Origin of the sequence: Paenarthrobacter sp. 2TAF44, assembly GCF_052114885.1 — a bacterium.
GTDB lineage: Bacteria > Actinomycetota > Actinomycetes > Actinomycetales > Micrococcaceae > Arthrobacter.
The window spans coordinates 114735-138150 of record NZ_JBFRFP010000012.1 but is presented as its reverse complement, the minus strand read 5'-3'; the positions used below and the strand labels follow the sequence as shown (position 1 = coordinate 138150).

The window sequence follows — 23416 nt, the reverse complement described above, 5'->3', positions numbered from 1 at the left end:
ACTCTCCTGTGTATTGGCGTGCGGGCACAGAAGTGCCCACGTCTACTGGTCAAGGCTACCCGACATGGCGTTCGTTCCCCGTATCCGGGCCCTTGGCCAAGCAGGGGCGGCTGGGGTCCACAAACACCAGAGGGAGGCTGGCACGTGGCCAGCCTCCCCCAAAGGCGCTGCTTGATTTGGCGTCTCAGAGGCTGATGACAGAGCCCGATTTGGCGGAGTCCAACACGGCCTCAGCAACCCGCAGGGTCTCAAGGCCTTCGGCCATCGTGACGATATTCATCGACTTTCCGAGGATTGCATCGCGGAACGCCTCGTGTTCCATCTTTAGCGGCTCCCGCTTGGCAAGGGCGAACCGGGTGGAGGATCCCTCCGATACTCCGCGGAAGGCTGCGACGGAATCCCAATCAGTCTGGAACGTTCCGTTCTCCACGAAGGTCAGGTCTGCAGAAATGGTGTCGGCGATGAACGCCCCCCGTTCGCCCAGAACGACCGTTGTACGTTCCTTCATGGGTGACAACCAATTCACGATGTGGTTGGTTACGACACCGCTCCTGAGGTGGCCAATGGCTGTAACCATGTCTTCATGTTCGCGGCCACTGCGGGAGGTCGTGTGCGCTACGACGTTCACGAAGTTGCTCTGCGCCAGCCATGCGGTGAGGTCGATATCGTGCGTCGCAAGATCCTTGACCACCCCGACGTCGGCGATGCGCGCCGGGAAGGGTCCCTGCCGTCTTGTGCTGATCTGGTAAACGTCACCAAGGTCACCATTCCCGAGCCGCTCGCGAAGGCTTTGCAGGGAAGGGTTAAAGCGCTCGATGTGACCGACCGCGCCGATGAGGCCATTGGCTTCGAAGGCCTTGGCAATGCGTCCGCCCGACTCGGAATCGTTCGCGATCGGCTTCTCGACGAGACAGTGGATACCGGCCTCAGCAAGCCGCAACGCCACTTCCTCGTGCAGGATGGTCGGCACGGCAGCCACTGCCATGTCGATTCCCTGCTCAATCAGGTCCTCAACTGTGTTGTAGACAGTCAGGCCATCAGCAACATTGTGTGGATCGCCGAACGAATCCGCGACAGCAACCAGGTCAACGCCATCAAGCTCGCGGATAACGCGGGCATGGTGGCGGCCCATCATACCCAGTCCGATGAGGCCTGCCCGGAGGTTTGCCACTAGCTTCCTGCCTTTGCGATGGCGTTGACAGCCGTCACGATGCGGTCCAGATCATCCTGGCTCAACGATGGGTGCACCGGGAGGGACAGCACGCTGGCTGCAGATTCCTCGGTTACAGGCAGCTCATCCGATGTTTGGAAGGGCGCAAGGCGGTGGTTCGGGATGGGGTAGTACACGCCACAACCGACGTTGTATTCCTCACGCAATGCCTTAGCGAAACCATCACGGTCATCGGTAATGCGGATGGTGTACTGGTGGTAGACGTGCTCATAGCCCTCGGCTACCTTCGGGGTGATGACGCCTTCGATGTTTGCGTCAAAGAATGCTGCGTTTTCCTGCCGCGTCTTCGTCCAGCCTTCGACCTTTGTCAGTTGGACGCGCCCGATGGCTGCATGGATGTTGGTCATGCGGGCGTTAAAGCCAACCAACTCATTTTCGTACTGGCGCTCCATGCCCTGGTTACGCAAGAGGCGGAGGCGGCGTTCGACGTCGGCCAGGCCTGTGCTGACCATCCCACCTTCGCCGGAAGTCATGTTCTTCGTGGGGTAGAGGCTGAACATGGCGAAGTCGCCGAAGGTTCCGACCTTCCGGCCGTTGACAGCGGCACCATGAGCCTGGGCCGCATCCTCGAACACCTTAACGCCGTGCTTCGAAGCGAGCGCGCCGATGGCATCGACGTCGAAGGGGTGACCGTAGAGGTGGACCGGCATGATCGCAGCCGTGCGGTCGGTGATCTTCGACTCAACGGACGCAGGGTCCAGCGTGTAATAATCCGGGTCAACATCGGCAAAGACCGGCGTGGCTCCGGTCAGCGCCACCGAGTTGGCCGTGGCTGCGAAGGTGAAGGAAGGAACAATGACTTCGTCGCCGGCGCCAATGCCGGCGGCCAGAAGGCCAAGGTGCAGCCCTGAGGTGCCAGAGTTGACGGCGACAGCTGCGCGGCCGTCCAGAAGTACTTGGGAAAATTCCTGCTCGAAGGACGCAACCTCCGAGCCTTGGGCAAGCTGGCCGGAGGCCAGAACTGCCTCTACGGCCTTGCGCTCGTCGTCGCCAATGATGGGTTTGGCTGGGGGAATGAATTCGGGGCTCATGCCTCTACCTCTCGAAGTGTCTCGTTCTGTTCAACATATGTGGCGCCGGTTTCCGGGCATACCCAGTTCCCGCCAATGTTCTGCAGCGGGAAGCCCGCCTTACCGACCCAGCCCCGCCGCTTGGCCGGAACCCCGACCATCAGCGCGAAATCAGGGACATCTTTGGCAACAACTGCTCCGGCGGCTACGGTGGCCCAGCGTCCGATGGTCACGGGAGCGACGCACACGGCGCGGGCACCAATGGACGCGCCTTCACGAATAGTGACGCCCACAGGCTCCCAGTCGTGCGCACTCTTCAGACTTCCGTCCGGACCTACAGCACGGGGATAAGTATCATTCGTCAGCACTACTGCCGGACCGATAAACACGCCGGCCTCCAGTTCTGCGGGCTCGTAGACAAGTGCATAGTTCTGGACTTTGCAGTTGTCCCCCATCTTGACGCCAGTGCCTATGTAGGCGCCGCGTCCGACGATGCAATTGACACCCAATTCAGCTTTCTCACGGACTTGGGCCAGATGCCAGATCTTGGATCCATCACCAATTACCGCCTCGTCTGAAACATCGGCGCTCTCTGCAACCACTATCACCGGTGAAGGTCCCTTCTCATTGAGCACACGCGACAACGAGTTTCATCTTAGCCGAGACGCCATGTCCTCGCGTCAAGTCGGCGCCTTCAGCCGGTATCGCCGAGAGTTGTCCACATAGCCCAGGAAAGGGGCAGCAGCCTGCCCGGGAATTCCATAGCCTCAGTTCTGGACGGCTACGGGAATTCAGGAAGGAGCGGGCAAATGATCTTTGAGTGCACGCTCGTTGGCGGCCCGAATGCCGCATCACCGGCGCCACCGGAAGAGTTGACGATCACTGTCTCCAGCGGAATGCCGGGCTCAGAACTTCAGCGGCAATTGCAGGAGGCCCGCGGGGTCGGTCCCCTGTCAGTTGCCGGGGAAGACCTATCCGCCCTGACCGTCGGACACCCCCCACTCGTAGCCGGGGCCGTTCTGGTGGACGGACATTGTCCTGCGGAAAAGTCGGACTCTCCGGCAACGCCGCTCCTGCTCCTGGCACATACCGGGCCGGGGGCCGGCTCAGTCTTTGCACTCCAGCGGGGTTTCCACCGTATTGGCCGCGGCGCTGTCGATATTTGCATCCCTGATCCGGGGATGTCCCGTGAGCACGCCGTGTTGGAGGTGTCCGGCACCGCACTGAGCGTCACGGACAAAGGGAGCCGGAACTCGGTACTCGTTGACGGGGAGCGTGCCCGGGAAAGGACGGTGACATCGTCGTCGAGAATTCGCTGCGGAAACACTACCTTCACCATCGTTACGCCAAGCAGCTCCACCCCCGGGATTCATGCCGACGCCGGACGTTCTGTTGCCGAGCCCCTTGAAGTCCAGCGCCACACGGGCTCCTTGAACCGCTGGTCAGTTGCCGTTGCGGCGGGGCTCCCGCTCATAGCAGGCGTTGGCCTGGCACTCGCGACGGGGATGTGGATGTTTCTGGGGTTTACGGCCGTTTCCGCGGTGAGCCTCATTGTTCCAACGATCACAGGAAGGAAGGGACGCCAAGAGTTCAGGCGTGCCGTCGCAGAGGCGGTGCGGCAGGACTCCGAACGCCGCCGCCGATGTTCGCCGTCTGCGGCGGAAATCATTGTTGCCACCTTGGCCCCCGCGGCAGGCTTGATCCTGAAGCCTCCAGCACCTCTGACATTGCCTGGCTCTGGGGCAGGACCGCCCGATGCATCACGACAAGATCCGACCGCCGGGTCAGCAACATGGATCCGGCTGGGTACCGCGCCCAGTCTGGCCAATGTGCGGCTCGTCCCAGCAGATCCCCATTTCCGTCCGCCCGCAATCGGCCCCATGCCAGTGACGCTGGGCTCGCACCCTGCCATTGTTGCCTTGCATGGCCAGACCGAGCACATCGACGCCCTGATCCGTTTCATCGTCATGCAACTGGCAAGTTTCCCAAGCTCGTCATCCACACCGATCATTCTTCTCGGACCAATAGGGCGGCTACCTCTCAGCGCGCGGTTCCTGCCATACCTGACACTTGCCACGAATGAGGCGGCAGCGACAGCAGCTCTTCGAAGGTTGAAGGGAACCAACCAGGGCAGGCTCATAGTTCTCGGTGACTCGCCGGGCTCGGGTAACTGCTGTACCAAACTCCTGGATGCCGCCATCGAGGCTTCGTGGCAGGTGTTGCGGCATTCCGGCCCCCATGCCGGACCTACCGGTGTGGCCATTGAGATAGGACGCTCTGGTACATCCGCCGTTTTGCAGGTTCCCAGTGGACGCCAGGAGTTCATCCCGGACATGGTTCCGCTTAAGGCCTTCGAACAGTTTTGCCGCACAGTGGTGTCCAATCCACACCGCGAAGGTCCTGCCGGCGACGGCATACCAGGATCCTGCTCTCTGGATGACCTGCTTCCGGGTGGACCTCGAGGCATACTGCGGCGATGGACTGGCGAGAACGGGCAGCATGAACTGCAGGCGCTTCTGGGTCAGGGCCAGGACGGCCCCTTGACGTTTGACTTCCACGTCGACGGACCCCACCTCCTGGTAGCCGGGACCACCGGCGCCGGGAAGTCAGAACTCCTCCGCACAATCGTGGCATCCATGGCACTGAATCATTCGCCGGACCAGGTGACATTCCTCTTCGTCGATTTCAAGGGCGGCTCCGGCCTAAGTCCTTTACTTGGGCTTCCGCACTGCGTCGGCCTTCTTACGGACCTTGGAAGTCATCATCTTGACCGCGTGCTTACTTCCCTTCGAGGCGAGATCCGCCGTCGCGAGGAGCTGTTCGCGGACGCGGGGACTTCAGACCTGTCTGCATATCAACGTTCACGTGCGGCTGTAGAGGTGGCGATCCCCCATCTGGTACTCGTTGTGGATGAGTTCCGAATGTTGGTCGACGAAGCCCCCGGAGCCCTTCGTGAGCTGATGCGTGTTGCCGCCATTGGGCGGTCCTTGGGCATTCATCTGGTTATGGCTACTCAAAGGCCGCAGGGTGCGTTGACCGCCGACATCCGCGCCAACGTCACTTCAAGCATCGCCCTGCGTGTTCAGTCCGATGCGGAGTCAATGGACATCATCAATTCCAAAGCTGCATCATCCATCGGCGTTGATGTCCCGGGGCGGGCATATCTTGTGAGGGCCACGGGTTCCCCCGAAGAATTCCAGGGAGCGTCCCTTGCTGTGTCAGCCACGGTCAGCCGGAAGGCTCCGGGGGCAGCAATCGTTCAGTCGGCCATCGAGGCCTTGCACGCTCCTCAAAACAAACAGCCAATGGTCGGTAAGTCAGCGGCCCAGGCGGAGGCAAGGGCGGAGGCGGTGGTCTCGGCAACCCGAACAGCCTGGCGCTCCCTGGGGCGGGCCGATCCCCGGCAATCTGTAGCCCCACTCTTGCCGGCGTCCATTGGGTGGAATGAAGATCTGTCCGCTTTCGGTGTTGCGGGCAAGGACGTTCAAGACACACTGGACACGTCGATGGCCCCCGTAGGTCCATTGGGGATCGTGGACAGGCCGGAACAGCAGTCAGTTGAGGCCCTGGAATGGTCACCTCCTGACCATGGTCATTTCGCCATGATCGGCAGCAGTTCCAGTGGAATGCACGAATGTTTCAAGGCTGCTTCTGCGATGCTGGCAGCACATGGCACCCCACCACATCTGTACATCCTGGATTCGGCTGGAATGCTGGGAAAGCTCCGCCGGGGAGGCAGCTATGGCGCCACCTTGGGCCTGCATCAGCTGGCATTGGCCGTTCGGGTCCTTGAGCGGCTCACTGAAGAAATGGCACGTCGACGCGTGGCGGGCGAGGACGTCTCCGCAAGTCCCCGTCTGGTCCTGATAGTTACTGGCTGGTGCTCATGGGCCGCAGCGCTCCGATCAGGGCGATTCGCGTGGGCAGAGGACCTTTTGAGGGACATCATCCGGGACGGGACCCCCCTTGGAGTAACAGTCCTGATATGCGGCGAACGCGAACTGGTCAGCTCACGCTTTTTTGCCGCCATCCCAAACCGGGTATTTTTTCCAACGGGAGCCACGGAAGAGTCACGATATCACTGGCCCCGCCTTCCGGAAGTCGAGCCTGTCCAGGGGCGCGCTGTTGCCATGGGTGCATTTGTTCAGGGCGCAGCCACGGCAGCTCATTTCCGCACTGCACCAAGCGGGAAAGCCTGGCCGTTCATTGACCTTCAGCCTTCGTCAAAACCACCTTTCCGAGTGCGGCCGCTCCCCGAATCCCTCAGCAAGTCTGATTTCGATGTTGCGATGGCTGCGATCCCAAGACCGTCCGGGCCGTCCTCGGGATCGGCGCAGTCCGCCAGCAACGAGGTTGCGGCTGAAGACCTGGACTGCCGGATGACGCCGGACTCCATCCCCTTGTGGATCGGCATCGGAAATGACGAATCAGTTCCCGTCTCATTTCCCCTTGGGCCGCGTGGCGTCAGCATCATCATTGGGAGTCACGGCTCCGGCAAGACTTCAGTGTTGGCATCCCTGAAGTCCCTTCATCCCCAGGTTCCGTGGGTCTTCCCGGGAGTCGGAAGTACGGCTGGTGCTTTCTGGGCAACTGTGGCCCGCTCAGCGACCACGGGATCGCTGGATCCTGCAAGCATCCTCATTGTCGATGACGCCGATCTCCTGGATCCGGAGGGGCGGGCAGCTCTCGCCGCACTGGCTGGCCGGACACGAGGAGTGATCTTGACTGCCACGTCGGGTCCCGCTTTGCTTCAGCGCCTGCCACTGGCCGCAGAGGTCCAAGCAAGTGGCATGGGCCTCATTCTGGCTCCGAGGACTCCCCTGGACGGCGACATCCTCGGCGTGAGGCTGGAAATAGAAACCTCACCGCGTGCTGGTCGGGGTGTGATTGTCCGCGGAAACCGTGTGGTCCAGGTGCAGGTGGCTTTCACGTCCGACACCAGAAAGCACATCAGCACGATCGGAAGTCATGGCAGCATTCGCTAGAGCGCGCCCTGCGTCCCTCCCGCTCGTGACGCATATCCGATAACGCTCTTTTGGAACAAAAACACGATCGCAGCCAGTGCAGGCAAAATCATAGCCAACCCTGGCAGAACCAAGCCGCCGGTCATCGTTGGGAACCCAATGGTGAGGACGAACAACTGAGCAACCAGAGCGGCGGCGCGGGTCCATCTGTACCCGCGGAACAGGAAATGGCCCACTGCGAACAGCCAGGCCGAGAAGGCCAATAAGAGGCCCAGAGTAAAGACCGCTCCCCAAAACGTCAGGACAGGGGCTCCTGTCAATAGTTCGAAAGCGTACCAAGCAGCTGCACCAAGGAGGGCCAGTGCTTCCAGCACGACAACGATCGAGATAATCAGGATTCCAGGGGGCTTCTTGCCACCGGATTTCAGCCCCCCAGATATCGGGCCCTCAGGCACAGGTCTGACTGGACCGTCGTTTCCATCTGATCCAGAGTTTGGTTGGGCCGGGTTAACAGGAGGTCTTGACACACTGGCACACTACCGGACATAGTCATCTAGCAGTGAGGGCACTGGCGGCTGATGTGATGCATCGCTCACGGATTCAGGGCATTTCAACGACTAATACCCCTTGTTTACAAGGCGTTAACATGAAACGCTTGACTCAGACGACCAAGGGGGCCCATGCGGGCCCCTTTCCTTTGGAGCCTCTCGTGAATGTTTTCACAAAAGGCTCAAACTAGTTCTCACGAATGGAGTGACTGATCAGCATGGATTGGCGTAATCGCGCAGCCTGCCTCGACAAGGACCCGGAGCTCTTTTTCCCAGTCGGCAACACGGGACCAGCACTTCTGCAGATTGAGGAAGCAAAGAGCGTTTGCCGCCGATGCCCCGTCGTGGACACTTGCCTTCAATGGGCTCTTGAGTCCGGCCAGGATGCAGGCGTCTGGGGCGGCATGAGCGAGGACGAACGCCGCGCACTCAAGCGTCGCGCAGCACGCGCCCGGCGCGCTTCGTAGCAGGCAGTACAAGCACCAAACGCAGAAGGCCGCGGACCACATGGTCCACGGCCTTCTGCGTTTAAGACAGTTGCCTGTTAAACCCGCCGACCTCCGGAACGCCCTATGCGCGAGCCAGGTTCAGGACAATTTCGACGGCGGTACCGCCACCCTCCCGCGGGCTCCATTGAATGGATCCCCCAAGCTCACTTGTGACGAGGGTACGCACGATCTGCAGGCCCAGGCCCTCCGTGTACTGCCCGTCCGGCAGCCCAACGCCGTCGTCGGCAATTGTCACCGTCAGGAATTCGTCATTTCCGTCTCCTGCTGCACGATCAGCCAGCAACCAAACGGTTCCCGTCCTCCCCTCCAACCCGTGCTCAACAGCGTTGGTGACCAGTTCGTTGATGACCAGTGCCAGGGGCGTGGCGAAATCGCTGGGGAGCTCGCCGAACATCCCGGACCTTTCGGTGCGTACTTGCTGGGAAGGCGAAGCGACTTCGGCAGAAAGCCTGAACTGGCGCCCGATGAGTTCATCGAAGTCGACGCTTTGGGTCAGACCTTGGGAAAGGGTCTCATGAACAAGCGCGATGGTAGCCACCCGGCGCATGGCCTGTTCCAGTCCCTGTTTTGCTTCGTCGCTGACCATACGTCGGGACTGCATACGCAGCAGGGCGGCAACGGTCTGGAGGTTGTTCTTTACTCTGTGGTGGATCTCGCGGATCGTCGCGTCCTTGGTGACCAACTCCATTTCACGGCGCCTCAACTCGGACACATCGCGGCACAAAACAAGGGCGCCAAAGCGATGTTGCTCGTCGCGCAAGGGAATGGCACGCAGGGAAAGGCTGACCCCCCTGGACTCAATCTCGCTGCGCCACGGCATTCGTCCGGTGACAACCAACGGCAGTGTTTCGTCCACCATGCGCCGATCCTTCAGCAATCCGGCCGTCACTTCAGCGAGGGAACGTCCTTCCAGGGACTCGACCTCCCCCAGCCGCCGGAAAGCAGATACGCCATTGGGACTTGCGTACTGCACGATGCCTTCAGCGTCGAGCCGGATGAGTCCGTCCCCCACACGGGGAGCACCTCTGCGGGATCCGGTGGGCGATGCGAAATCAGGCCACAACCCGAGAGTTCCCATGCGAAGGAGGTCGTAGGCGCATTGCCGATACGTGAGTTCCAGCCTGGATGGCATACGGGAACTGGACAGGTCCATATGGGACGTGACAACGGCCAGGGTCCTGCCGTTGCGCACCATCGGCACGGCTTCGACACGCAGCGCCATCTCGCTGCTCCAGCTTGTCTCACTGGAGCGCTCAATGGAGCGGCTGTTCCAGGCCTTTTCCACGAGTGGACGAAGATCCGAGCGGATGCCCTCACCCACGAAGTCCGCGTGAAACACCGTATGCGATGTTGACGGACGTACGTGGGCGAGGGCGATGTACCCAAACTCCGGATGCGGAAACCACAAGGCGAGGTCGGCAAACGCGAGGTCGGCGACCATTTGCCAATCGCCTACCAGGAGGTGCAGCCATTCAGCATCTCCAGGCCCGAAATCAGCGTGTTCCCTGATGGGGTCTGTAAAGATTGCCACTGCACCTCCATTTGCGACGCCGGGACCAGCCCCTAGCGTCGAACGATTGACCTCAAGAGCCTTAATGCTACCGATAGTGAAGCCATGTCATCGGCTTCGAGGGAATTGACCTCATCAAACATGGTTTTCGCCCGTCCGAGTTGTTCGGCATTCAGGCCTTCCCACGTCTTCAGTCGATCCTCGGCAGGGGTGCCCGGCGTGCTCGACTCAAGCACCGACGTCGTCATGTCCGCGACGGTTGAGTAGAGGTCGTCCCGGAGCGCCGCACGGGCAAGTGCCTGCCAGCGGTCGTCGCGTGGCAAGGCACTGATCCGTTCCAGCAGCGAGTCAACGTGGAAGCGGTTGAAGACCGTGTAGTAGACATGTGCCACTTCCTCGACGCTGTTGGTTCCGGTCTGGGCGATCTTTGCGATGTCCAGCAAAGCATAGCTCTCGAACAGCTCCGCCCACCTGTGGGCCAGGTGATCCGGCAACTCCCAAGTGCGGGCTTTTTCCAGCCAGCCAGTGATGCGAACTTTGTCATCCCCACGCAGGTAATCCAACAATTTTGCCCGAAGCGGCGCCATCATGGGCTTGAACGACTTGACGACGTCGGCAATCGGCCTGGACGCCATGCCCTGCCCGAGCACCCACCGGACTGCACGGTCAAGGAGCCGGCGGACATCGAGATGGACTTCGCTCCAGTGCTCGGTCGGGAACGAGGCCGGAAGGGCATTCAATTCCTCAACCATCGGATCGAGATCGTAGATTTCACGCAGCGCCACGAATGCCTTGGCTACGGCTACCTCGTTGGCGGACGTTTCTTCGATCGCCCGGAAGGCGAAGGTGATCCCACCGAGGTTGATGATGTCGTTGGCCACGACCGTAGCGATGATTTCGCGCCGCAGCGGGTGGGTGTCCAGTTCGGCGTCGAACCTCTCCCGCAACTGCTTCGGGAAGTAGGCCCGGATCGTGTCCTTGAACCAGGGGTCGTCGGCCAGGTTGCTGTCCCGAAGGGCACCCGCCAACTCGATCTTCGCGTAGGCGGCCAGGACAGACAGCTCGGGAGACGTCAGTCCCTGTCCCTGTTCCAGGCGCTGCCGCAATGTCTCTGTAGTGGGCAGTGCCTCAAGGTCACGCTTGAGGTCGGCTGATTTTTCCAGCCAGTCCATCAGGCGCTCGTAGCTGGGGCTCCAGTCCGCAACGCGGGTTCGGTCGTTAAGGAGCAGGATGTTCTGGTCGATGTTGTCCTGCAGGACCAAGCGGCCGACTTCTTCGGTCATGTCAGCCAGGAATGCTGCCCGTTCTGCGGCCTTAAGCTTCCCGGCCGCCACCATACGATCAACGAAGATCTTGATATTGACCTCGTGGTCGGAGCAGTCAACGCCCGCTGAGTTATCAATCGCATCCGTATTAAGGATGACACCCTGCAACGCAGCCTCAATACGACCACGCTGGGTCAACCCCAGGTTGCCGCCTTCGCCGACCACCTTGACGCGGAGGTCCTTGCCGTCCACGCGGATGGCGTCGTTGGCCTTGTCCCCTACGGCAGCATGCGTCTCCGTGCTGGCCTTGACGTAAGTGCCGATGCCGCCGTTGTAGAGAAGATCCGCCGGGGCAAGCAGGATTGCCCGAAGCAATTCGGGAGGGCTCAGCTGGGTGGTTCCGTCCGGCAAGCCCAGGGCCTTTCGTACTTGGTCGGACACGGGGATCGTCTTGGCTTGGCGTGGGTAGACGCCACCCCCTTCGCTGATGAGGGCCCGATCATAGTCATCCCACGAAGACCGCGGGAGCTCAAAGAGCCTCTGCCTCTCTGCATATGAGGCGGCGGTGTCCGGGTTGGGGTCCAGGAAGATATGACGGTGGTCAAATGCGGCCACGAGCCGGATGTGCCGCGAAAGCAACATTCCGTTGCCGAAAACATCACCTGACATGTCGCCCACGCCGACAACGCTGAACTCTTCAGTCTGGGTATCGAGGTCGAGTTCACTAAAGTGCCTCTTCACAGACTCCCAGGCGCCGCGGGCGGTGATACCCATGGCCTTGTGGTCATAGCCTACGGATCCACCCGACGCGAAAGCATCGCCAAGCCAGAATCCATATTCGGCCGCCAATCCATTGGCTGTGTCTGAGAACGTTGCGGTTCCCTTGTCGGCTGCCACCACCAGATAGGAATCATCGCCGTCATGGCGAACAACGTCCGACGGCGGCACAAGCCGTTCGCCCTCCGCTGTACTAATGAGGTTGTCGGTGATGTCCAACAAGCCGCGAATGAAGGTCTTATAGCTTTCCACGCCCTCGGCCATCCAGGCCGCGCGGTCAACTGCGGGGTTGGGCAGCTTCTTCGCGAAGAAGCCACCCTTGGCACCGGTCGGTACGATGACCGCGTTCTTAACGGTCTGGGCCTTCACCAAGCCCAGGATCTCAGTACGGAAGTCCTCCCTGCGATCGGACCAGCGAAGACCACCACGGGCCACCTTGCCAAAGCGGAGGTGGACGCCTTCCACGCGCGGAGAGTAAACCCAGATTTCGAACATGGGTCGCGGGAACGGCAAACCATCGATGGTGGTGGGATCCAGCTTGAAGCTCAGGTAACCCTTGTTTTGGAAGAAGTTGGTGCGCAACGTCGACTCAATAAGGTTGACGAAGGTCCGAAGCACGCGGTCCGCGTCCAACGTAGCGACTTGGTCGATAGCTTCTGCGAGGGCAGCCCTTGCGGCACCTTGCTGGTGGGGACGCTCGCTTTCCTCGACGCTGGGATCGAAACGGGCAGCAAACAGGACGGTCAGACCCCGCGCAACATCCGGGTTGGCCAAGAGGGTATCGGCGATGAACCCAAAGGAGTTGGTATTGCCCATCTGGCGCATGTACTTGGCGTAGGCGCGGAGGACCACCACCTGGCGCCAGTGCATGCCCTCGCGGAGCACGAGGCGGTCAAAGTTGTCAGACTCGACGGCCCCGGTGACGGCAGCACCAAATGAGTCAGCCAGGAGATCTCCGGTGGCGAGTGGGTCTATGCCAGCCGGGTACTTCAGCCCAAGGTCATACAGGAAAAAGTCGCGGTGATCCGCAGTTTCGATTTCGAAGGGCCGTTCGTCCAGGACTTCGAGGCCAAGGTTGTGGAAGTAAGGAAGGATCTGGCTCAGGCTCTTGGGCTCCATCAAGTAGAGCTTGACGCGCGCATCCTCCTCCAGTGCGTCACCGGCACCTTCGGGAAGGTACACGTGCACGCCGGGGCGGAGTTCCTTGCTCGCTTCCCCTGCCCGTTCGGCCTGGGCTCCATACTCTTCAAACCGTTCGATGTCCTCCAGCGCGTCTTCAACCTCGTAGTCAACGCGGTAGCCGGGAGGGAATGCCTCAGCCCACAGGGCGGACAGTACGTCGGCGCTCTCCGCGGGACGGTTCTCCCGAAGTACCTCGGCGATGCCTTCGCTCCAGGACCTGGAGGCACGCATCAGGCGGTGCTCAAGTTCTTCTACGTTGACTTCGGCAAGTTCCGCTGTGCGTGGCAGCCTGATCCTGAAGAAGACACGCGCAAGCGCGGACTCCGTGATTCTCGCTTCGTAGTCAATACTCTCGGCCTGGAAGGTCTCGCGCAGTTCCTGTTCAATACGGAGCCTGACGCTCGTGGTGTACCGATCGCGGGGCAGGTAGACGACGGCGGACATGAATCGTCCGTAAATGTCGGGGCGCAGGAAAAGCTTGGTCCGGCGCCGTTCCTGGAGTCGCTGGATCCCGGTGGCCGTAGCCGCAAGGTCCGGAATTTCGATCTGGAACAGTTCGTCGCGAGGGTATGTTTCCAGGATGCCCAGGAGGTCCTTGCCCGAGTGTGAGTCCATCGGGAAGCCTGCGTTACGCAACACTGCATCCACTTTGTCGCGGACGATGGGTATGTTGCGAACCGATCCCGTGTAGGCACTTGTGGCGAAGAGCCCGATGAAGCGACGCTCGCCGTTGACGTTTCCGGCGGCGTCGAAGCTCTTGACTCCGATATAGTCCAGGTATGCCGGACGGTGCACGGTTGAGCGGGAGTTCGCTTTTGTGATAACCAAGGCCCGCTTTTCACGGGCGCGCTTGCGGCCGGCGTCAGTGAGGTGCTGGATCTGCCGCGTGTTGTCGCCCTCGCGGAGCAAGCCAAGTCCGCTGTGCTCACGAAGTTCCAGGACGTCCTCGCCGTCTTCGTTCACGAGGTCGTATTCGCGGTACCCGAGGAAGGTGAAGTTGCCGTCATCCAGCCAGCGCAAAAGGTCCTGCGCCTGCCTGAGTTCGGCAATCTGTTCCGGGTGCGAGACCTTTCCAAGCGCTTCTGCCAGCTCCAGCGCCTTGCTGCGCATTTTCGGCCAGTCCTCCACTGCGGCACGGACATCGCCCAGGATGCGTTGTAAGCCGGCAACCAATTCTGCTCGGGCTTCCTCGCTGACGCGGTCAATTTCGACGGCGATCCAGGACTCCATGTGCGAGGCGTTATCGTTGTCGCCGAGCAGGTGGGCGACACTGGGCAGCGCAGCGGTGTCGCCGCTGGAAATGCCGATATTTGACGGAACCCTGGAAGCGCCGGTGAGCTCGCCGGAAACGCGGTCACGGGTAACCACGAAAAGCGGGTGCATCACCAGCCGGATCGCGCAGTTTTGGCGAACGAGTTCGGCGTTTACGGAGTCAACAAGGAACGGCATGTCATCAGTAACGATGTATACGACGTTTCGGTCGGCTTCGACGCCGATTTCCACAATGGCATTTCCAGGTCGCCGGGAATGGGCAACTTTCCTATGTGTGCTTGCCCGCGAAATCAGCAGCTCGGGCGCGTACGCCCGGGAGTCCTCCTCTGCGAGATGCTCATAGTAGTCACCGAAGAACCCTTCACGGACAACTGCTGCATCGGACCGATCCTCCACGCTGGATCCTGACGACATCTACAAACGCCTCCATCACATGTTGATTGCTGCGACTCTGCAGCCCACATGGCGAGCCTAGCGCTTAAGCACACCGAAGGCTCTGGTAGATCGGCCAAGGGATTTCCGATTTTGCTGGATAGGTGCACAGACTAACCCCGCGATGGCTTTTCGCAAGGGAGAGTCGGGCGATGATTCCAACAGGACAGATCCCGACAATAGTGCAGCATCGCACGCTTCTGCGTCTGCAGGTAAGTAGGCATCAACGCCATGGCCAGGGCCGAAGCGCTCCCAGGCCTCGGATAACTGCTGTCGGGGCGAACGGCCCACCGTGGCCCGCTTCACCTTATTGAGGAGCACCCGTGGCGTTGCCTGTGGAACCGCAGCTTCGAGCTCGGCAAGGCCACGGACCAATCGCGGGACGCCGATTGCATCCGCAGCCCCAACGGCAAAAACCTCGTCTGCCAGCTCCAAACTGCGCAGGGTAGCGCCATTGCGGCGTGGCGCCATAGTGTCAAAGCTCAGTTCCTCATCTGCTTCCAGGCAGAAGCCGGTGTCCACGACAACCACCTCGGCCACTTGCTTGGCCCTTTGGAGGACAAGCGAGAGTGCGGAGGCCCTCAGTTCAGTCCAGCGGTCCGCCCTTGTGGTTCCAGTGAGTACTCGAAATCCACCAGTCTTGATGAAGACAGGCGTAGCAGCCCTGTCCAGTGCATCCGCATCCAGCAATCCTTGGTCAGCGAGTCTGCACGCCTGGGCGAGGCCCGCCGACTCCTCCAGCAGCCCAAGCATGGCCGATACGCTCGCACCGTAACTGTCCGCATCCACAAGAATCACGGACTTGCCTTCGGCCGCCAACTCGGCAGCCATGTTTACCGCAACCAGAGTTCTTCCCGGAGCGCCCGTTGGTCCCCACACTGCTATCACCCTCCCCCCGCCTGCCGCTTCTGGTTCTGGGGTTTCCGGCGCCAACTGGAATCCCGCAGATGAGTCCGCGAATCCGGCGTCTGGAAACTTGCGGGCTCCAACGGGCCCACCGTGGCGGCCCACTGCATCAGAAATCCTCAGGGCAAGATCGGCGGGCTTAATATCGGTAGACGCTGTTACTACACCAATAGCGGTGAGCCTGGAGACCTCCAGGGGGTCCACGGTCAGGGCGAGAATGGACACACCTACGGCGGCCAGCCGGTCCACCAATGTAGCGGTTAACTCTTCGGAGCCTTCGGCAACGACGGCGGCCAGGGCAAGCCCGCTTTGGCAGGCAGCCATCAACTCTGCAAGCTCTGAACACCGCCGGACCACAGTGACGGGGCCATGCAAGCGCTCCAGCCCGCCAACCACGGCTTCCTGTGCCTGGCCAACAGTGATGACCGGGATGCTCATTGGCTGATGCCCGCAGGGTTCCAAACAACAGACACCTTGGCGGCGTTGGCCTTGGCGCCCAGCAGCTTGGGCATCTGCTTGTCCGTGACCAGCACCAGCACGACCGTTGTCTTTGAGGCACCGAGAGCACTCGAACCCGCTGTTACTTCTGCGATTTCGGCGCCGGGCAGCAATAGCTGTGGTTCTTCAAAAGCGTTTTGGGAACCGGGCATTGCGACCCAGACGTCCACCTTCGCCCCGGGAACCGCCTGCGCTGGAAGTGACTCTTCCATCGATATGGCAACAGGCTTGCGGTTCAGGACGTCAGCCTGTCCGAGGCTCTTCTGTGGAACGAGTTGGCCCTTCTCAATTCTCTGTAGAGCTACCTTGCCCTGGTCAATTCCGTCCTCCACGGTTACATAGCCGGACTCGACGTCATCCAAGCGAACCTGGACGACGGTTAAATCCTCAGGAACCACGGTTTGCCCAACCGAAATACCCTCCCGTGCGGCATAAACCTGAGTGGTCCGATCAGCGGTACTGACAACTGAGATGACTCCGGCGACGGATACAAGCATGAGCAGTACTCCCACCAGTAGTCGTGGATCCCTCCAAGATGGCTTCTTCAACCTGTTGCCGGCGACGCCTGCACTCGGATCCATTTTCCTGCTCCCCCATTGAAGTTCTCATGGCATGGTTACCCGCGCCGCCTCTTCATTGTTGCCGTGACATGGCCTACGCCAAAGTCAAGAACTCCAAATCATGGGAAATTGTGGATAACTGTGCCAAACGGCGCCAACAGATGCCAAAATAGTCCCATGCCCCGATTCCTGACTCTGGCGGACGTCGCCGAACAACTGCAGATAAACTCGCCACAGGCCTATGCCCTGGTGCGCAGCGGTGAGTTGAAAGCCATTCAGGTCGGAGGACGTGGTCAATGGCGCATCGAGGAAAAGATGCTGGAACAATACATCGAGGATCGGTATGCCGAGGCCAGCCGCATGATTGAAGAGGCCAAATCCAAGTCGAGCTAGCGTTCGGGAACCAATCGGGCCGATGAACGGCTAGAGCCCCTGGCTCCCGCTCGAGCAGACCGCCTCAAGTGATGTAAATGGAATTGTCCTCACGGCGGCCACTGCACCCCCGCGCCGCACCTCGCCCCGCGTATCGGCAAAATCGAAATGGTCACGCCCAACCCTGTCGATGACGCCATGGAGCCTGTGGCCTCCCTCCGGGCCGGTGGCCAAGACGACCGTCACCTGGGTCCTGTCACGCGAGAGTCCGCGGAGGGCGCTGGCAAGCCTTAGCGAACTTTGGATCTGGGAAACAGGTTTTCTAACCAATCTTCCGAGTCCGTCGTAAAGACGTACCGATGCGCATGGAATGAGCCATTGCCGTCCGTTGTCGATCAACACAAACCAATCCCCACCGACATGACCCAACGTCCCCTGGAGAGAAATACCGCCGCTCAGCACCAAAGCGATCTCAGCTCCGCCGACTCCCCGAAGCCTGTCCACAAGGTCAAGGCCGGCTAGCTCGACTCTCACGCGTTCGGATATTTCCGATTCACGGGCCAAGGCGCGCTCAGCAGAAAATTGCGCTTCCAGATCTTCAAAGAGAGAGTCCCATCTCATATGGTCACAATAGAACCCGTAGCGCGTGGCGCCAAGCGCAATGGGATTTTCCCGTCATGATTGGACAAAGTCCTTTGACTATGCTGAGAATGGGCAAACAGCACTAAATGACATCAAACAGCATTAAACAGCCGAAGGGGTAAGTATGAGCAGCGATCCGGCAAGGGTCCGCCACGATGCCACGTTGGCCGCCGTACTCCTCGCGTTGGGACTTTTGCTGCTAATCGTTGGGCAGAACCTCTTGGGGCAGTGGCAGGTGGATGCAGCCCACGGGCAGAGAAATACGTTCGACCACCTCCTCGCCCTTGCGTCCAGCGCCTCGGGAATTGCCATCGTGTCTTGGTGGGTCCTCTCACTTGGCCTCGCAGCTTGGGCTGCAGTTCTGCAAAGTGCGGGGAGGAGCGGCAGCGCCAACGCCATCGCCAAGTTCAGTCCAGCTTTCATGCTGAGACTGGCGTTTGCCCTTCTAAGCCTGAATCTCCTCGGAATTCAGGCCGCTCAGGCTGCGGCAGCGCCGGAACCTCAATGGCAGGCCACTTCCAGTGGCGCCACAGGCAGGGCAGCGTGGCATCCGTCCGCTGGAGTACAAGAACCCCTGCCCGCTGTGGTGATGGCCCCTGCGCGAACCACCGAAGAAAGCCACGAGGCAAATCGGTCAGGGCCTGCCTGGCAGCCACAGGCTCCCACAGTTGAACCCGGCCTCCTGTCGCGACAAGGCTCTCGCGAGAGGGCGTTTGAACATCGCGCTGAAGCCAGCGTTGTGGTCAAGCCGGGTGACACGCTGTGGTCCATTGCCGCAGACAACCTTGGACCCTTCGCAACCGACGTTGATATAGCACTCCATTGGCCGATGTGGTATTCAGCCAACCGAGGGATCATTGGCAACGATCCGGCGACGTTGCGCCCGGGACAAGTCCTGCAGCCCCCAACGCCCGGCTGAGGTCCTCGCCGCCCGTAAAGAATCCGAATGTATTGAACGGCACCCACTCAGGGGCACTCGTTCATGACCTAAGAGCAGTCCCATTGTCATCCCAGACGTAGCAACCTGAGCCAAGCGATGCCCGCGCAACGGCTCACAGAGTGAACTCATGAGGATTGACCATGACTGTAGTAACTGCACGCCGCCACGCAGACCGCCAAAGAACAAAACATTCTGCAACGAACGCCGGAGCCAACCCTTCTACCCTTGACGTAAGGCTGGTGGCACGAAGCATCGCCCAAGCTGCGGTTGAGGTCCTTGCCGGGACACGGTCCGTTGTCCAGCTGTCCAGATCCCTCGATGAGCAATGCTTTCTCTCGCTCCAGCATCGGGCCGCCCTTACACGCGAACACTCTGCACGCACCCGCGGCTCGCTACAGGTTCACAGAAGCCCAATGGTCCGTTCCGTCCGTGCTTGCGCCATTTCAGACTCCATCTACGAGGTCAGCATCGTTGTTTCTGAGGAGCAGCGCTCCCGCGCTATTGCCATGAGGTTGGAACACTCCGACGGGACGTGGCAGGTCACCGCCCTGGAGATTGGCTAGTCACCCAGATTGGCTAGGCGCCCGTGATTGGCTAGGCACCCGTGATTGACTAGCCACCCCTGAACCAGGCAGGTTGCCTCGATCAGGAGAAGGCGGATCCACGAAAAAAGACCCCGGACATGTGTCCGGGGTCCGTTTTCATAGGCACTGGATCAGCGTCGCTTCTTCTTGGCAGTTTTGCGCTGCTCCTGGGTGGCCGCCTTGGCAGGATTACCGGATCGTCCCGAGGAGCGGCCTTCGATGCGGGTCTGGCTCGCTCCGTCCTCGCCTGGGGCTGTGTACTGCAATTGGGCCGGCTTTTCGGGTGTCTCCAGACCGGCAGCCCGGATCTGGGGATCGTGGTGCTCGGTGTGTGCACCTGCCACAGTATCGTCGGCAACAACGACATCTTCGGCGGGGGTTACCTCAACTTCAAGGTTGTAGAGGAAGCCAATGCTTTCCTCGCGAATGGCTTCCATCATGCTTTGGAACATCACGAAGCCTTCGCGCTGGTACTCAACCAGCGGATCCCGTTGGGCCATGGCCCGCAGCCCGATGCCCTCTTTGAGGTAGTCCATCTCGTACAAGTGCTCTTGCCATTTACGCCCAAGCACCGAGAGAACCACCCTGCGCTCGAGCTCCCGCATACTTTCAGAGCCAATGGCTTCTTCACGGGCCTGGTACACCAGCCGTGCGTCAGAGAGGATCTCTTCCTTGAGGAATTCGGCAGTGACCCTGGACTTGCCGCCGGCCTCATCAATGATTTCCTGGGCAGTTACGGTGGCCGGGTAAAGCGTCTTCAGGTTGGACCAGAGCTGATTGAAGTCCCAGTCATCGCCGTTGCCTTCTGCCGTAGCGGCGTCAATAAGGGCGTTGATGGTGTCTTCCAGGAAGAACTGGACCTTTTCGTGGAGGTCATCGCCTTCCAGGATCCGACGACGGTCCCCGTAGATCGCTTCACGCTGGCGGTTCAGGACGTCGTCGTACTTGAGGACGTTCTTACGCTGCTCCGCGTTGCGGGCTTCCACCTGACCTTGAGCCGAGGCAATGGCACGGGAGACAAGCTTTGATTCCAGCGCGACGTCGTCGGGCACGGAACTGTTCATGAGCCGCTCGGCAGCACCGGAATTGAACAGCCTCATGAGGTCATCCGTCAGTGAAAGGTAGAAACGGGATTCCCCGGGATCGCCCTGACGTCCGGAGCGGCCCCGCAACTGATTATCAATCCGGCGGGATTCGTGGCGCTCGGTGCCCAGCACGTAGAGGCCGCCGAGGTCCAGTACTTCCTCGTGCTCGTCCTTAACCGCCTGCTTGGCCGCAGCGAGTGCCTCCGGCCATGCTGCTTCATACTCTTCCGAGTTCTCCTCCGGATCCAGGCCCCTCTTGGCGAGATCTGCGATAGCGGTGAATTCGGCGTTGCCACCAAGCATGATGTCGGTACCGCGGCCCGCCATGTTGGTGGCTACCGTGACAGCACCCTTACGTCCGGCCTGAGCCACGATGGAGGCTTCCCGCGCGTGGTTCTTGGCGTTGAGAACCTCGTGGCGGATTCCTTCCTTCGCCAGCAGCTTGGACAGATACTCGCTCTTCTCAACGCTGGTGGTGCCAACCAGTACGGGCTGGCCCTTCTCGTGGCGTTCCGCGATGTCCTTGACGACGGCGTCAAACTTGACAATCTCGTTCTTGTAGACAAGGTCCGACTGGTCAATGCGCTGCATGTCCCGGTTTGTGGGGATCGGCACAACGCCGAGTTTGTACGTGCTCATGAACTCGGCTGCCTCGGTCTCGGCCGTACCCGTCATGCCGGACAGCTTGGAATACATGCGGAAGTAGTTCTGCAGCGTTACCGTTGCCAGAGTCTGGTTTTCGGCCTTGATCTCGACGTTTTCCTTGGCCTCAATGGCCTGGTGCATGCCTTCGTTGTATCGTCGCCCGGCGAGGATACGGCCTGTGTGCTCGTCAACAATCAGGACCTCGCCGTCGAGGATGACGTAATCCTTATCGCGCTTGAAGAGTTCCTTCGCCTTGATGGCGTTGTTCAGGAAACCAATGAGTGGGGTGTTGGCCGATTCGTACAGGTTCTGGATACCGAGGTAGTCCTCCACCTTTTCAATGCCGGCTTCCAAGACACCAACAGTCCGCTTCTTCTCGTCGACTTCGTAGTCAACCTCTGGTTGAAGTCGGAGTACGACCTTCGCGAATTCGCTGAACCAGCGGTTTGTGTCGCCTTGGGCCGGGCCGGAGATGATGAGGGGGGTACGCGCTTCATCAATCAGAATCGAGTCAACTTCATCCACAATGGCGAAGTTGTGGCCGCGCTGGACCAGTTCACTGGCGTCCCAGGCCATGTTGTCGCGCAAATAGTCGAAGCCAAATTCGTTGTTTGTCCCGTAGGTGATGTCTGCCGCGTACTGCTGCCGACGCACGGACGGATCCTGGTTGGAGAGGATGCAGCCGCTTGTGAGGCCAAGGAAGCGGTAGACACGTCCCATAAGCTCGGACTGGTATTCGGCGAGGTAATCATTCACCGTGACCACGTGGACGCCCTTGCCCGTAAGGGCATTGAGGTATGCCGGTGCAGTTGCCACGAGGGTCTTGCCTTCACCGGTTTTCATTTCGGCGATGTTGCCCAGGTGGAGGGCGGCGCCACCCATGAGCTGCACGTCAAAGTGCCGCATGCCCAGCGTTCGGGATGAGGCCTCGCGGACTGCAGCGAATGCCTCGGGCAGGAGAGCGTCCAAGGTCTCGCTGTCCTGGTGCCGCGAGCGCAGACGGTCCGTTTCCTCCCGAAGTTCAGCGTCAGAGAACGTCTTGAAAGAGTCTTCCAGGGCATTGATGGAATCGGCATAGTTCCGCAGTTGCCTGAGTGTTTTCTTGTCACCCGTGCGGAGAAGTTTTTCGATTAGTGATGCCACGTGAAATTGCTCCCAGTCTCATGCTGCCGAATTCTGGCTGTTTCAGTCTACGGGAGAGAGTATCGCCACGTTATCCGGTTCCCCTGTGAGCGGACTGCTTTGCCCCTCTGGTTCACAGCGTCCGACAGGGCCCCGGCCCACTGCCTCGGCGAGCGGTACCGAGAGATCCCCCACGGGCCACACAACAACTTCCTGAAGGCCGAACCATTGGGCCAGGAGCCACAATTCGGCGGAAAGCTCGACGGCGGTATCCGGTGGCGCTCCTGGCTCACCAAAGGCGGACCGAACCAGGAGTTGGCCTGCGGCCCTGTCAGCCTTCAAATCGACCCGAGCCACGATGCCTTCCCTGAGCAGGAAGGGCAAAACATAGTAGCCAAAACGGCGCTTGGCAGCGGGCGTGTAGATCTCAATCCGATAGTGGAATCCGAACAACTCTTCCAGGCGCCGCCGCTCGAAGACCAGCGAGTCAAAAGGGCTCAGCAGCGCCCGGCCTTCGGCCCTGCGTGGCAATCTGGCCTCGACGTGCCGGTAGGTTTCCCGGTCCCAACCGCGAACGGAAACGCGCTCCAACCGGCCTGCCTGGAGAAGGCGCTGCACCGACGCCTCCCCAGCCTTCAGCGGGGTCCGAAAATAGTCGGCAAAACAGCGGACCGTTCCGATGCCGTGTGCCATTGCGGCTGCATCCATGAGCCGGTCAAGGGCGGCATCTGCATCCATCCCGCCGTGCACCGAACCCGGCAGAACCCTGGAAGTAAGCGTGTAGAGGCGTTCGAATTGGGGTGTGCGCGAAGCTGCCGAAACGCGGCCTTCTTCAAACAGATGCTCTAGAACGCGCTTTACGGTGTTCCAGTTCCAGCCCCAATTTCCGCTTTCAGCATCCCCTGTGTGCCCAAGTTGTGCAGTCAAGGCAGACGCCGTCATCGGCGGTCCAGCCTCCAGGGCCGCGAGGATTCGTTCCTCCATGGCAATCCGCACGGTGGGCTCCAAGTGATGAGCACCCACCCACGCCCGCTTTTGCCAGAGAAGGAGATCCTGAAAATGCTCCGGTCGGATATAGCTGGCTTCGTGTGCCCAGTACTCCATCATTTTGCGAGGGTTTCTACCTGCCATGGAGTGAAGGATTGCCGGATCGTAGTTTCCCAAACGGGAAAAGAATGGCAGATAGTGGCTCCGGGCCAACACATTCACGGAGTCGATCTGGACAAGCTGGATCTGGGCAAAGGTCCGGCCCACCGCCCGTGAGGTCACGGGGCCGGCGGGCCGGACTTTCGCCAATCCTTGGGCTGCCAATGCGATCCGCCGTGCCTGTGAGAGGCTCAGCGAAGCGGTCATTGAAGTCCT

The 23416-nt window shown here is 60.4% G+C and carries 15 protein-coding genes; 5 read left to right on the top strand and 10 right to left on the bottom strand.

Annotated elements, in window-relative coordinates:
• Window positions 1–184: 184 nt before the first annotated feature.
• Genes AB4Z15_RS13730 through AB4Z15_RS13720 form a run of 3 tightly spaced genes read right to left on the bottom strand, consistent with a single transcriptional unit; the run spans window position 185 to window position 2876 of the window.
• Entirely contained in the window at window positions 185–1171 is a 987-nt protein-coding gene (locus AB4Z15_RS13730) for a Gfo/Idh/MocA family oxidoreductase (RefSeq protein WP_442017712.1), read from the bottom strand.
• Entirely contained in the window at window positions 1171–2262 is a 1092-nt protein-coding gene (locus AB4Z15_RS13725) for a DegT/DnrJ/EryC1/StrS family aminotransferase (RefSeq protein ID WP_431115703.1), read from the bottom strand. Before AB4Z15_RS13725 ends, AB4Z15_RS13730 begins: the two co-directional genes overlap by 1 nt.
• Window positions 2259–2876, bottom strand: coding sequence for an acyltransferase (locus AB4Z15_RS13720; RefSeq protein ID WP_216924020.1), 618 nt, complete (start codon window positions 2874–2876; stop codon window positions 2259–2261). Before AB4Z15_RS13720 ends, AB4Z15_RS13725 begins: the two co-directional genes overlap by 4 nt.
• A 174-nt stretch (window positions 2877–3050) precedes the next feature.
• On the opposite strand from AB4Z15_RS13720, the gene AB4Z15_RS13715 reads away from it, so the two are divergent.
• Window positions 3051–7226 carry an FtsK/SpoIIIE domain-containing protein gene (locus AB4Z15_RS13715; protein ID WP_442017711.1) on the top strand — a complete coding sequence of 1392 codons (4176 nt, stop codon included), beginning with the start codon at window positions 3051–3053 and terminating at the stop codon, window positions 7224–7226.
• Here the strand turns inward: AB4Z15_RS13715 and AB4Z15_RS13710 are convergent.
• A complete protein-coding gene (locus AB4Z15_RS13710; protein WP_442017710.1) occupies window positions 7223–7660 on the bottom strand; it encodes a hypothetical protein in 438 nt (145 codons plus the stop codon). The two genes, AB4Z15_RS13715 and AB4Z15_RS13710, sit on opposite strands and share 4 nt — an antisense overlap.
• Before the next feature lie 311 nt (window positions 7661–7971).
• Between AB4Z15_RS13710 and AB4Z15_RS13705 the strand changes: the two genes are divergently transcribed.
• Entirely contained in the window at window positions 7972–8220 is a 249-nt protein-coding gene (locus tag AB4Z15_RS13705; protein ID WP_003804966.1) for a WhiB family transcriptional regulator, read from the top strand.
• 103 nt (window positions 8221–8323) lie between these two features.
• Here AB4Z15_RS13705 and AB4Z15_RS13700 read toward each other — a convergent pair whose 3' ends face one another.
• From AB4Z15_RS13700 to AB4Z15_RS13685, 4 genes are read right to left on the bottom strand one after another with little or no spacing between them, the layout of a single operon-like run.
• A complete protein-coding gene (locus AB4Z15_RS13700; protein ID WP_224164751.1) occupies window positions 8324–9793 on the bottom strand; it encodes a sensor histidine kinase in 1470 nt (489 codons plus the stop codon).
• Window positions 9794–9825: 32 nt separating this feature from the next.
• Window positions 9826–14682: an NAD-glutamate dehydrogenase gene (locus AB4Z15_RS13695; protein ID WP_442017709.1), complete on the bottom strand. Its 4857-nt coding sequence runs from the start codon at window positions 14680–14682 to the stop codon at window positions 9826–9828.
• A gap of 57 nt (window positions 14683–14739) precedes the next feature.
• A complete protein-coding gene (locus AB4Z15_RS13690) occupies window positions 14740–16044 on the bottom strand; it encodes an AAA family ATPase (RefSeq protein WP_442017708.1) in 1305 nt (434 codons plus the stop codon).
• On the bottom strand, window positions 16041–16685 hold the full coding sequence (locus AB4Z15_RS13685) for an SAF domain-containing protein (protein ID WP_442017707.1): 645 nt from the start codon (window positions 16683–16685) through the stop codon (window positions 16041–16043). Before AB4Z15_RS13685 ends, AB4Z15_RS13690 begins: the two co-directional genes overlap by 4 nt.
• A 156-nt stretch (window positions 16686–16841) precedes the next feature.
• Here AB4Z15_RS13685 and AB4Z15_RS13680 point away from each other — a divergent pair, with 156 nt between their 5' ends.
• The 3 genes from AB4Z15_RS13680 (at window position 16842) to AB4Z15_RS13670 (ending at window position 19181) form a co-directional block, all read left to right on the top strand.
• Window positions 16842–17057 (top strand): helix-turn-helix domain-containing protein, encoded by a 216-nt coding sequence (locus tag AB4Z15_RS13680; RefSeq protein ID WP_431115711.1) that lies wholly within the window; start codon window positions 16842–16844, stop codon window positions 17055–17057.
• 745 nt (window positions 17058–17802) lie between these two features.
• On the top strand, window positions 17803–18597 hold the full coding sequence (locus tag AB4Z15_RS13675; protein ID WP_442017706.1) for a LysM peptidoglycan-binding domain-containing protein: 795 nt from the start codon (window positions 17803–17805) through the stop codon (window positions 18595–18597).
• 161 nt (window positions 18598–18758) lie between these two features.
• Complete coding sequence (locus tag AB4Z15_RS13670; protein WP_442017705.1) at window positions 18759–19181, top strand: Rv3235 family protein; 423 nt, start codon at window positions 18759–18761, stop codon at window positions 19179–19181.
• Between the two features lie 152 nt (window positions 19182–19333).
• Here AB4Z15_RS13670 and secA read toward each other — a convergent pair whose 3' ends face one another.
• Both secA and AB4Z15_RS13660 read right to left on the bottom strand, forming a co-directional pair.
• The gene (gene secA, locus AB4Z15_RS13665; protein WP_442017704.1) at window positions 19334–22075 is read right to left on the bottom strand and encodes a preprotein translocase subunit SecA; all 2742 of its coding nucleotides are present in this window, start codon (window positions 22073–22075) and stop codon (window positions 19334–19336) included.
• A gap of 42 nt (window positions 22076–22117) precedes the next feature.
• The gene (locus AB4Z15_RS13660) at window positions 22118–23407 is read right to left on the bottom strand and encodes a winged helix-turn-helix domain-containing protein (protein ID WP_442017703.1); all 1290 of its coding nucleotides are present in this window, start codon (window positions 23405–23407) and stop codon (window positions 22118–22120) included.
• Between the last annotated feature and the right edge of the window lie 9 nt (window positions 23408–23416).